Here is an 11,233-nt window from a genome sequence, read left to right as displayed (position 1 = left end):
TTGGGCATTGGGCATTGGGCATTGGGCATTGGGCATTGGGCATTGGGCATTGGGCGTTGAAGATTAGAGATGATTGGGGATTAAGGATTGGAAAATCTTTCTTAGTTCCCATGCCCCATGCCCCATTCCCCATTCACTATTTTTGCTCTGCTGGTAAAATCTTGTTTTGAAGCCAACCCATTGCTTTATCTAGCAACAATCCAACAATGCCTATATAAACTAGAGCCAAAATTACTTCGCTGACGTTGTTATTTTGATAGGCATCCCAGATAAAAAACCCGATTCCAACAATACCGGACATGACGATTTCGGCGGCGATAATTGCTAACCAAGCTAAACCGATCGCAATTCTCAAGCCGGTAAAGATGTAGGGTAATGCCGCCGGAATCAAAATATTAGTGAAATATTCTTTGCGGCTAAGTTGCAGAACTTTGGCGACGTTGTTGTAATCTTGGGGAATTTGGGTAACGCCGACAGCAGTATTAATTAAGATGGGCCAAATGGCGGTGATGAAAATTACGAATAAGGCGGCTGGTTCGTTTTGTCGTAAAGCTGCTAAAGAAATGGGAACCCAAGCTAGAGGTGGTACAGTCCGCAGTAATTGAAAGATGGGGTCTAAAGCTTTGGACATGGTTCTATTGACACCAATCAAAATGCCTAAACCAATACCAACGATCGCAGCTAGGGTATAACTAATGGCGACTCGTTGCAAACTAGCGAGAATTTGCCAAAACAGACCTTTGTCAATGCCACCTCGGTCATAAAATGGCCAGAAAATTAGAACCCAAGTATCTTGGATAACCTGTATTGGTCCTGGTAATGTTGCTCCCGGAATCCAAGCGAAGAGTTGCCAGAGAACGAGGAAGATCGAGATGGCGATCGCAGGTGGTATCAAATCAGGAAATTGCTTTTTCAGACTGGAGATAAAGCTATTACTAAATCTAGGGCTTGCAGGGCGTTTTTGGGCGAGTGTCATGATGTTGTATTCTCCGCAAATTTTATTTGTTATTTGTTTTAGACGCGATTCATCGCGTCTCTACAAGTGATGAATCGCGTCTCTAAATACTGACCTTCTTGATTTTCAAACTCTTCAAATATTCTTCTGGCTTTTCGGGGTCAAATTTTATGCCATCAAAAAACTGTTCTACACCACGGGATGTATTTGTAGGAATATCAGCAGCGGCAATTCCAGCTTCTTTTGCAGCTTCTTTCCAAATATCTTCGCGGTTGACTTTATTGATGAGTTCTTTCGCCTTAGCAGCATTATTGTCTAGATAATCTTTTGGCAAGAATCCCCAACGAACGTTTTCAGTGATGAACCATAAATCGTGACTCTTATATGGATAGGAAACATTACCTTTTTCATCTTTCCAGTAGTAAGCAGCCATTGATTTATCATCAATTTTGCGACCATCACCCATGTCATACTTCCCTTGGTATGGATCAGCCAGGATTTCGGGTGAAGAAAGATTGAAATAATTTCGTCCAGCCAAAATTTCAGCCGCTTCTTTGCGATTATCAAAATTATCTAGCCATTGTTGGGCTTCCATAATTCCTTTTAAAATTGCTTTGGTAGCCTTGGGATTTTTATCAACCCAATCGCCTCTCATGGCAAGATATTCTTCAGGATGATTCTTCCAAATTTCTGCGGTTAATGCTGCTACGTAGCCGATTTTGTCTTGCACCAGGCGATAAGGCCAGGGGTCGCCTGTACTAAAGGCATCCATCGTTCCGGTTTTCATATTGGCTACAGTTTGCGCGGCTGGTACTGTGAGCAATTTGACATCTGCATCCGGGTCTAAGCCGCCTGCTGCTAACCAGTAGCGAATCCATAAATCTTGGTTGACGTGAGGAAAGGTGAATGCAGCTGTGAAGGGGGTTGAGGATTTTAATTCCTTAAATAAAGACTTAGCGCTGGCGAGTTGTAAACTAATACCTTTGCCTTGGTGCTTGCTGGCGATCGCAATTCCATTTCCATGTGTAATTAACTGACATAATACATACATGGGAATTTTTTGATTGCCTTTGGTAATTAAACCTTCTGTAATTAAATGTGGCATTGGCATCTGCCATTGACCGCCATCTATACCACCACCAGCAGAACCAATTTCTACGTTGTCTCTGGCTGCACCCCAAGAAGCTTGTTTGGAAAGGTCAACATTAGTCATGCCATACTTGGCAAAAAAGCCTTTTTCTTTAGCAATAATTAAAGGAGCCGCTTCTACAATGGGAATATATCCCAGCTTGACTTTAGTAGTTTCTGGTGTTTGTTCAGGACTAATATTAGCAACCGTTTGAGCAGTTGGCTGTGCTTGAGTGCTTCCACCAGTGAGGTTTTCAGGAGGATTACCCAAACAGCCTTTGAGGAATACAGCACCCGCAGATACTCCGACTGTAAAGATGAATTTGCGGCGAGAAATTTGATTAAAAAATTCTGTCATAAATATCTCCTGAAAACGTAAATGTTATTTTTTATAGCTATGACAATTTAGGCAAAAAACCTTGGTTTCTTGCATTATTAATGATTAATCAAGCTATATTTGACCAAGCGATCGCAGCCATTTCATCAATGAAATAGCTACCTGTATAAAAACTCGGCTAATTTATTGGCTCTGCTTTTTTAATGTGATGCAGAGGTATCATTCACCTTGTTGAAATTAGTTTACAGCCTTTGAAGCCGAATTTGTTAACTTGGAGTGGAGATTATTAAACAAATATTAGATTGGATGTATAAGTAAAAATTTATCTATTATCCTCAACTATAGGAATAATTTTTAATATATAAACTCTTATCTATGAAGACTATTATGTTTAATTTATGATTTACTGTTTCTATTTATTTTCTAACTTAATTTTAGTCATAATGTGTCATATATAAGTTTTCATTTATCATGACTATTATGTTGAGACTATGATTTATCTAGCAACTCTATTTGATTTGGAAACACCAAGAGGCTCAGATTCCCGACTTCTTGAAGAAGTCGGGGATCTTTCTATTCGTAACTCCTACACGGATTGCTATATCACATCCAGATAATTAGTTCTGATTGTCTCAACCAAGCAAACAATTGTGAGTATTTTAAGTAGTATATTCGGCGTTAATCTTCACGTAGTCATAACTCAAATCACAACCCCAAGCTTTACCTACACCATAACCATTGCCAACATTAACGGAGATTAATACCGTATCCTGTTGGAGATAAGCACCCACCGATGCTTTTTTCAAATAAGCACTTGCTGCTGCACGGTCAAATTCCAGAGGTTGTCCATTTTCTAACATTAAGAAATTCCCTAGCTTAATTTGCAGGTTTTCTTGCTCAAAGGGCACACCTGCACGTCCAGCGGCGGCGGCGATGCGTCCCCAATTTGGATCGCGTCCAAAGATTGCAGATTTAACTAAGGATGAACCTGCGATAGTTTTGGCTATTTGTCGGGCTGAGAGTTCCTCATGAGCGCCAGTCACTTCCACTTCAATGAGACAGGTTGCACCTTCACCATCACGAGCGATCGCTTTGGCTAAATGCTGGCAAACTGCTGTTAACATCGCCTCTAATTTCTCTGCTTCTGCGCCCCATTCTATAATTGCTGGGGTGCGAGATTGACCGTTTGCCAAGGCAATTAAGCTGTCGTTGGTGCTGGTATCACCATCCACAGTAATGGAATTAAAGCTTCTATCAGCTGCCCTTGCTAACATCTGTTGCCAAAGGTGAGGCGAAACCACAGCATCACAAGTAACAAATGCCAGCATGGTTGCCATATTAGGGTGAATCATACCGGAACCTTTGGCAATGCCGCCAATTCGTACCGGGCGGTCGCTTATAGTTGTCTCTAAAGCAATAGATTTTGTTACCAAGTCTGTAGTGATAATCGCACCGGCGGCGGCATCTGAGCCTGTTTGTGATAGTGCTGTTACTACTTTGGGAATTCCACTTCGCAAAGCATCCATCTTAATTCTTTGACCAATCACACCAGTGGAAGCCAATAACACAGATTCAGACGAAATGTTCAAGGCTTGGGCTATTGCCAGAGCAGATTCTAGGGTATCAAGGTAGCCTTGAGTTCCTGTAGCGGCGTTTGCTTGTCCGGCGTTGCAGAGGATGGCACGAGCGCTTTGTTTGGCTTGCAAGCGTTGGCGACAATATTCTACGCAGGCAGCTTTCACTTGGCTGGTAGTGAACACACCCGCTGCGATCGCTTCCACTTCTGAGAATATCAAAGCTAAATCTGGCAACCCCGAAGGTTTCAACCCTGCGGTAATTCCCGCGGCCTGATACCCCCTTGGTGCTGTGATACCACCTGTTATTTCTTGCCAATCTGCCATTATTTTTCCTTACAACTATCAGGTTGGATAGGTCAATTTGTACTTTACAAAAGTGCTGAGTTAGGAGTTACGAGTTAAGAGTTATTAGTTTCCCCCTACTCCCCACTCCCTTTTATTGTGAGTTTATTTGCTGATGGCAATAATAATGCACCAGTTGGCGATTGGCATAATTGTTTTTACCTTTCTTATGACGAAAAACCAAAACAAAAAAGGAGAGCCACTTGGGTCACTCTCTAGATCGTCAGGATACATCTGCTTACTAATCTCTCTGATTTACTTTTTAAGGGTTAATACTTATTTATTGAGATTATTTCTAAAAATTTTTAAATTTTATCCGTAAATACCACGAAAATAAAATAAAAAAGAGAGCTACTTAGGCAGCTCTCCAGATCATCAGGGTGCATCTACTTACCACAGCATATCATTTTACGTATGAGGGTTGTCACCAGCTTTTATATGAAGATTGTGTGAAGCAAGACCGGGAAAATACTTAGTTGGGGAATTGGGAATTGGGCATTGGCAGAAGAGGCAGAGGAGCGGAGAGGCAGAGGGGAAAAACTTACTGAAACTTCTCCCCTGCTCCCCTGCCCCTCTGCTCCTCCTACTTCCTCACCCAGCGAAGTTAGCTTGACAGCTCACTAGGCGTTCAGTTTTTTCTCAACCAATTCGTTAGTCAGCTTAGGATCGGCACGTTTCTCTGTCTTTTTCAGAACTTGTCCGACAAAGAAGCCTTTGAGATTAGTGTTACCGTTGCGATACTTTTCTAGTTCTTTGGGATTGGCGGCTATGACTTCATCAACAATGGGTTCCAGTACACTAGGATCGGTGATTAACTCTTGTCCGGCAAAGGCTTTCTCAGGAGAAATACCACTGAGTAAATCTGGCAACTTTTGTTTAGCTTGAGCATTGCTAATTTTGCCCGTTTCAATGCGAGTGATGATATCTGCTAAATTGGTGGGAGTCAGTCCGATTTGACTAATAGTGAGTTTTTGCTTATTGAGATGGGCTGCAATATCTTGAGTAATCCAGTTGGCAGCAGCTTTGGCATTTGCTCCAGATGCGATCGCAGTTTCAAAATATTCGGCGATTGAACGATCTTCTGTTAACACTCGCGCATCGTAAGGGGAAAGCCCCAATTCGCTTTCATAATGATGGCGTTTTTGAGCGGGTAATTCTGGTAATTCGCTACGCCATTGCTCTAATTGTGCATTTGACACCTCAATTGGTGCTAAATCTGGTTCGGGGAAGTAGCGGTAATCGCTAGAACCTTCTTTCACGCGCATACTACTTGTGCATTGAGCGCCTTCTTGCCACAGTCGAGTTTCTTGGATAATGCGATCGCCTGCTTCGATGGCGGCGATTTGGCGTTCAATTTCGTAGTCAATCGCCCGTTGGATGGCGCTAAAGGAGTTCATGTTTTTAATTTCTACTTTGGTGCCAAATTCCTTTCGTCCTACTGGACGCACAGAAATGTTGACATCGCAGCGCAGAGATCCTTGTTCCATGTTGCCGTCACTCACGCCGAGATACCGGACAATCCGACGCAATTCTTCAGCATATTCAGCAGCTTCTACTCCAGAACGCAAATCGGGTTCCGAAACAATTTCTACTAACGGGATACCTGCGCGATTGTAGTCTACCAGAGAATAGGAAGAACCAGAGAGGCGATCGCTACCTGCGTGTACCAATTTTCCCGCATCTTCTTCCATGTGCAGACGCGTAATGCCAATGCGTTTGCGAATCGGATTCCCCTCAGCATCTACCAACTCAATTTCTAACCAACCATGTTCTGCGATCGGTAGATCGTATTGAGAAATTTGGTAATTTTTGGGTAAATCTGGATAAAAATACTGTTTACGGTCAAATTTACTATATTTAGCAATTTGACAATTTAGTGCTAAACCAGCTTTGACTGCGTATTCTAATACTTTTTCATTGAGTACAGGTAAGACCCCAGGTAAACCCATACAAACCGGGTCAATGTTAGTATTGGGGTCAGAGCCGAATGCCGTAGAGCTATTAGAGAAAATCTTGGTATTAGTACTCAGCTGACAATGGGTTTCTAAACCAATAATCGCTTCATACTCAGTTTTTACAGTCGTAGCAGTGGTCATAATATCAATAATTTGAGCATAATCCTTGTAGTGGTACTATTGTAGCGGCGTATTGAGTTGCTCTGAAGACGGTTATTTGGGTGAGCAATGCTTACCTCTTGAGCTTGAAAAGGGAGACGCACATCTAAGGTGAAGAAAATCTTAATCATTGGTTCTGGAGGTGCTGGTAAATCTACCCTAGCCCGCGAACTCGGAACCATCTTAGGTTTAGAAGTGATTCACTTGGATGCTTGGTACTGGAATGCTGGTTGGGTTGAGACTCCAAAAGCTGAATGGCAGAGCATAATCCAAGACCTAACCCTACGAGAATCTTGGATTATGGATGGTAATTATGGCGGTACTCTCGACGTTCGTTTGTCGGTTGCAGACACGGTAATTTTTTTGGATTTTCCCCGGCTTTTATGTTTGTCGTGAGTGATTAAACGTCGCTTCATGTATGCAGGACAATCTAGGCCTGACATGGCATCAGATTGTCCTGAAAGATTGAATTGGGAATTTCTCAAATATATCTGGTCATACCCAATTATTTGTCGTCCTGGAATTTTAGAAAAACTTAGTCAATTAACACCAAATCAGCAAGTTATTATTCTCCGCAAACCAATAGAAGTTAGAGATTTTTTGCAAAATATTTCACACAATTCAGATTTAATCAATTGATTTTTATGAAAAAAAATGAATAAATAATATATAAAGTATATATTGTTACTTATGTGTTAGCCAATTACCAAAAAACTAGATTAAATTACTATGATAAAGTATGAAATTAGCAAATTATGGTAGGGAGCAACTCAGATTATGATTGATGTCAAAACAGCAGTAAATGCTGCATATCAATATATAAAATCCATACAAGATATAATGGGTTCTTCATTAGGAGATTTGAGACTGGAAGAAGTTGAACTTTCTGAGGATAAAAGCTTCTGGTTGATTACTTTAGGGTTTGATATTCCTAAAAAACCTCCTAAAAGCCGATTGGAAGATTTAATTCCTCCCTCTCTTACTTCAACCCCTGTGTTGTATGAACGAGAATATAAACTTTTTAAAGTGAATTCTCAAACTGGCGAAGTAGAAGCAATGAAAATTAGACAAGTATGAAAGATTTGATTGCTTCCCTTGTTCGTCGTTATTGCCAAAAAGGGGTTTTAATTGATACAAATATTCTGCTTCTCTTTTTAGTTGGGAGCGTCAAGTCGCTTCGCTCCAATTAAAAATTAAAAATTATTAATTAAAAATTGCAAGACGCGACGCTCGAATATTCGCTTGCCGCCGACGCTATCAGTGAACCTGAACGTTCTCAGTGCTTTGCAATATTTGCTCAATTTGTTAAAAATGTTGCTCTTTTGGAGGAATACTAGGTAAAAATATGAAATTATTTTGGAAGGGTTAATTTCTATAATTTTTATATATAAATTAAAAAATGCCTGGGAGTGTTGCCGTGTTTCCACCCCAGACATTTTTTATTCTTAACTTGCTCCTCACACACAAATAGATAATATCACTACTTCTATCAGATGGCAAGTATATTGAGTGACAATTCTAAAACCGCACGGGCAATCCAATTTCTGACCAATTAAAAAGCGCTTGGGAGTGTTGCCGTGTTTCCACCCCAGGCGCTTTTTATTTTTAACTTGCTCCTCACACACGACTAAAATATATCACTAGTCCAATGCAAAAGCAAGTAAATTATGTGACACTTTTTAAACCGCACACCTTACGGTCAATAATTTAGTGTAAAAAGTGACGTACACCAGTTAAGACCATCAGCAAACCCAGTTCGTTAGCAGCAATGATAGAATCTTTATCGCGCAAACTTCCCCCAGGTTGGACAATGGCTGTAATTCCTGCTGCCGCTGCTGTTTTGACTGAATCATCAAAGGGGAAGAATCCATCGCTGGCTAAAGTTGCACCTTTGGCTTTTTCTCCAGCTTGTTCTAGGGCAATTTTAACAGAGCCAACACGGTTCATTTGACCAGCACCTACTCCTAGTGTAGTGCGATCGCTAGTTACAACAATGGCATTAGATTTCACGTGTTTGCAAATTTTCCATGCAAACAACAGTTCGGCTAATTCGCTCTCAGTGGGTTGACGTTCAGTTACAACTTGCCATTGACTGGCATCAGCAATCACATCATCGCTAGCTTGGACAAGGAAACCACCTGCGATCGCTTTCACTGTATCCTTAGGGCCACTGCTCAAATCAGCTAGAGTCAAAACCCGCACGTTAGATTTCTTAGCCAGGATTTCTTGGGCTTCCGCATCACAACTTGGTGCAACCACACATTCAAGAAATGTTTTTGTTAACTCGCTAGCCGTAGCCGCATCAATCGGACGGTTGAGTGCGACAATCCCACCAAAGGCAGAAGTCGAATCAGCATTAAAAGCTTTTTGATAAGCTTCGGAAATTGTACTTCCCAATGCCGTACCACAGGGATTTGTATGTTTGATAATCGTTGCTGCTGGAGTATCAGTGAATTCAGCAATAATTCGGCGTGCGGCTTCTAAATCAACTAAGTTATTGTAACTAAGTTCTTTGCCTTGGAGTTTTGTAGCGGCTGCCCATCCAGTTGGGGTAGTACCAGTTTTATACCAGGCGGCGGATTGATGGGGATTCTCGCCGTAACGCAGAGATTGCAATTGTGTGCCACTAAGGGTGTACTGCTCTGCTTCAGCGAGATAAGATGCGATCGCGCGATCGTAACTAGCAGTATGCGAAAATCCTTTTAATGCCGCCTTTTGCCGAAACTCTAGGGATGCTACACCGTTATTTTGGTGCAATTCCTGCAAATACTCGTCATACTGTGCCGGATCGCATAATACAGCGAGATGGGCAAAGTTTTTCGATGATGCCCGCAGCATAGCCGGGCCACCAATATCAATTTGTTCTACAGCTTCTAATAATGTCACCCCTGGTTTAGCGATCGTTTCCTCGAAAGGATATAGATTCACCACCACTAAATCAATCGGGCGAATTTGGTTATTTTCTAAATCTGTAATATCTTCGGGAACATTTCGTCGGGCTAAAATCCCGCCGTGAATTCGGGGATGCAGCGTTTTGACTCGACCACCTAAAATTTCTGGTGAACCTGTATAATCTGCAACCTTCGTAACAGGGAGTCCTGCATCTTTGAGGGCTTGGGCTGTTCCCCCACTGCTGATTAAACCAAAGTCAAATTCTTCAACCAAGCTACGGGCTAGGTCAATTACACCAGTTTTGTTAGATACACTCAGCAGGGCTAGACGCGCCATTGATCAATTCCTTAAAAGTAGGCTAGAAGCGAAGGATCTCAAGTTTTGCATAAGCCTTGGTTTACTTCAAGACCATGAGGAATAATAGCGTTAATTATCATCTAGCCATCACTTTTATCAATTAAGACTGCTACAGATGGCAGGCATTGTGCCAGTGCGACATTTATTCTTCCTCTTCTTCCTCATCCATAATATCTAATTCACTTATGTAATTAATATATTCTTCATGATATTCTCGCTGTTCTAAAAGCCTGTATACTCCATCAATATTAATTTTATTTAAAACCTCTCTTGCCGCTTTCATAGCTTGTTTCTTCATTATCAGTTTATTTTTATTTGATGAAAATTCTAATAATCTTTCTGCCACTAAAGCATTAATTATCTCAAAATCAAATCCATTCCAACAGTTAACGCCAGTAAAATTTTCTTTAGACTTTTCACGACTATTGTTAAGGTACTCATTATGTTGATCTCCACTTGAAAGGTATATCATCATTAAATATAAAGGTTTCATAACTGCGTAACGCTCTTGAAAAATCCTTAAACTTTCTTGTTGGACTTCAAATTCATCTGCAAGATTACAAGCTCTACTATAGGCTTCTTCTTGATTCTTGTAAAACCAAGTAGTTTTTATTAAGTCTGGTTCTTTAGTACACTCTGCTAGAAAATTTTTGCCAAAAATATCTGATTCTGGAAGTTCAAAAACAGTAATTTTCCAATTTTTTGTGTTTTTACTAAAGATTTATTTTTTATTTGTCAGCAATCTTTGTGTTTCTGCTTGCTCTTTAGCTTTCTTTTCTAAGAACAGTTGTTCGCGTTGTGCTTGTTCTCTAGCCTGTTTAATTTCATAAGCATCATCACAAATATTTAGCTTCTTATTAACCTCTTCCCAGAATTCACTATCTTTTGCATATAGACCTTTTTGAGTCAAGCTATCAATAAATTCTTGACCACAGAGTTGAATAGCATTTTTTTTCAATGCTGGTAAGTTAGTAAATGCTTCAAAATTATTTTTATCCATTTTTGCTTTTTAGAAAAAATTAAAATTTACATTAGTTCTGCTTGTAAATTTATACTCATTAATTTTCCCCTGATCTTTTCAAAGATACACATTATTATGTAAAAAAATATTTGTGTAAAAAATCTTAAAAAAAGTATTAGAAACGTAAAACATATTTATCTTGACAGATTAGACACATTTAAGATATTAAAAATACAGAGTCCATTTGCTGAGACTGTAAAGTTCAAGCAAATGAAGCAGTCGTAATACTGAAAATTACAAAGGAAATAATTATGCCTTCACAAGGTACTGGCGCTAACGTTGACCCGCGATCGCTTAAGCCTTCTATTGACCTCGCTACAGTCATAGAGTTACTTGCTCAAGCTATTTTTCCTAGCAGTAATCAGGCAAATCCCAACCAGCTAAATCCTAAAGCGATACAGTTGTTTGAATTTGATGACAAACAAAATAAACGCCTTAGAATATGTACTTCAGCCGTTAGGGACTTCCAAAGAATAAATTATTCCAAGAAAAACAAGAAATATGTTTTCT

General features: G+C 40.3%; 11 protein-coding genes. 4 read left to right on the top strand and 7 right to left on the bottom strand.

The window, feature by feature from the left end:
* Window positions 1-136: 136 nt before the first annotated feature.
* The 4 genes from ntrB to gatB form a co-directional block, all read right to left on the bottom strand.
* Entirely contained in the window at window positions 137-976 is an 840-nt protein-coding gene (gene ntrB, locus HWQ42_RS10300; protein ID WP_292811591.1) for a nitrate ABC transporter permease, read from the bottom strand.
* Window positions 977-1,058: 82 nt separating this feature from the next.
* Window positions 1,059-2,441, bottom strand: coding sequence for a CmpA/NrtA family ABC transporter substrate-binding protein (locus tag HWQ42_RS10295; RefSeq protein ID WP_292811589.1), 1,383 nt, complete (start codon window positions 2,439-2,441; stop codon window positions 1,059-1,061).
* 638 nt (window positions 2,442-3,079) lie between these two features.
* Window positions 3,080-4,321, bottom strand: a complete 1,242-nt coding sequence (argJ, locus tag HWQ42_RS10290; protein ID WP_292811587.1) for a bifunctional ornithine acetyltransferase/N-acetylglutamate synthase — start codon at window positions 4,319-4,321, stop codon at window positions 3,080-3,082.
* A gap of 638 nt (window positions 4,322-4,959) precedes the next feature.
* Complete coding sequence (gatB, locus tag HWQ42_RS10285; RefSeq protein ID WP_292811585.1) at window positions 4,960-6,435, bottom strand: Asp-tRNA(Asn)/Glu-tRNA(Gln) amidotransferase subunit GatB; 1,476 nt, start codon at window positions 6,433-6,435, stop codon at window positions 4,960-4,962.
* 129 nt (window positions 6,436-6,564) lie between these two features.
* On the opposite strand from gatB, the gene HWQ42_RS10280 reads away from it, so the two are divergent.
* From HWQ42_RS10280 to HWQ42_RS10270, 3 genes are all read left to right on the top strand, one after another.
* Entirely contained in the window at window positions 6,565-6,849 is a 285-nt protein-coding gene (locus tag HWQ42_RS10280; protein WP_292811582.1) for a hypothetical protein, read from the top strand.
* 45 nt (window positions 6,850-6,894) lie between these two features.
* Complete coding sequence (locus HWQ42_RS10275; RefSeq protein ID WP_292811580.1) at window positions 6,895-7,092, top strand: hypothetical protein; 198 nt, start codon at window positions 6,895-6,897, stop codon at window positions 7,090-7,092.
* 138 nt (window positions 7,093-7,230) lie between these two features.
* A complete protein-coding gene (locus HWQ42_RS10270) occupies window positions 7,231-7,530 on the top strand; it encodes a hypothetical protein (RefSeq protein WP_292737050.1) in 300 nt (99 codons plus the stop codon).
* Window positions 7,531-8,160: 630 nt separating this feature from the next.
* Here the strand turns inward: HWQ42_RS10270 and purH are convergent.
* From purH to HWQ42_RS10255, 3 genes are all read right to left on the bottom strand, one after another.
* Window positions 8,161-9,681 carry a bifunctional phosphoribosylaminoimidazolecarboxamide formyltransferase/IMP cyclohydrolase gene (gene purH / locus HWQ42_RS10265; RefSeq protein ID WP_292811578.1) on the bottom strand — a complete coding sequence of 507 codons (1,521 nt, stop codon included), beginning with the start codon at window positions 9,679-9,681 and terminating at the stop codon, window positions 8,161-8,163.
* A 163-nt stretch (window positions 9,682-9,844) separates the two neighbouring features.
* Complete coding sequence (locus HWQ42_RS10260) at window positions 9,845-10,195, bottom strand: hypothetical protein (RefSeq protein WP_292811576.1); 351 nt, start codon at window positions 10,193-10,195, stop codon at window positions 9,845-9,847.
* 228 nt (window positions 10,196-10,423) lie between these two features.
* Window positions 10,424-10,702: a hypothetical protein gene (locus HWQ42_RS10255; RefSeq protein ID WP_292811574.1), complete on the bottom strand. Its 279-nt coding sequence runs from the start codon at window positions 10,700-10,702 to the stop codon at window positions 10,424-10,426.
* Window positions 10,703-10,974: 272 nt separating this feature from the next.
* Here HWQ42_RS10255 and HWQ42_RS10250 point away from each other — a divergent pair.
* Window positions 10,975-11,233 (top strand): hypothetical protein (locus HWQ42_RS10250; protein ID WP_292811572.1); only part of this gene is annotated, 259 nt, incomplete at its 3' end.

Origin of the sequence: Nostoc sp. JL23, from assembly GCF_017115065.1 — a bacterium.
Lineage (GTDB): Bacteria > Cyanobacteriota > Cyanobacteriia > Cyanobacteriales > Nostocaceae > Nostoc > Nostoc punctiforme_A.
Note: the sequence above shows the minus strand (reverse complement) of the source record. Positions and strands in the feature narration are given on the sequence as shown.

What these genes read in the sequence shown, in the direction of transcription:
- ntrB (WP_292811591.1), bottom strand. Translation starts at nt 976, where the DNA reads ATGACACTCGCCCAAAAACGCCCTGCAAGCCCTAGATTTAGTAATAGC.
- HWQ42_RS10295 (WP_292811589.1), bottom strand. Translation starts at nt 2,441, where the DNA reads ATGACAGAATTTTTTAATCAAATTTCTCGCCGCAAATTCATCTTTACA.
- argJ (WP_292811587.1), bottom strand. Translation starts at nt 4,321, where the DNA reads ATGGCAGATTGGCAAGAAATAACAGGTGGTATCACAGCACCAAGGGGG.
- gatB (WP_292811585.1), bottom strand. Translation starts at nt 6,435, where the DNA reads ATGACCACTGCTACGACTGTAAAAACTGAGTATGAAGCGATTATTGGT.
- HWQ42_RS10275 (WP_292811580.1), top strand. Translation starts at nt 6,895, where the DNA reads ATGGCATCAGATTGTCCTGAAAGATTGAATTGGGAATTTCTCAAATAT.
- HWQ42_RS10270 (WP_292737050.1), top strand. Translation starts at nt 7,231, where the DNA reads ATGATTGATGTCAAAACAGCAGTAAATGCTGCATATCAATATATAAAA.
- purH (WP_292811578.1), bottom strand. Translation starts at nt 9,681, where the DNA reads ATGGCGCGTCTAGCCCTGCTGAGTGTATCTAACAAAACTGGTGTAATT.
- HWQ42_RS10260 (WP_292811576.1), bottom strand. Translation starts at nt 10,195, where the DNA reads ATGAAACCTTTATATTTAATGATGATATACCTTTCAAGTGGAGATCAA.
- HWQ42_RS10255 (WP_292811574.1), bottom strand. Translation starts at nt 10,702, where the DNA reads ATGGATAAAAATAATTTTGAAGCATTTACTAACTTACCAGCATTGAAA.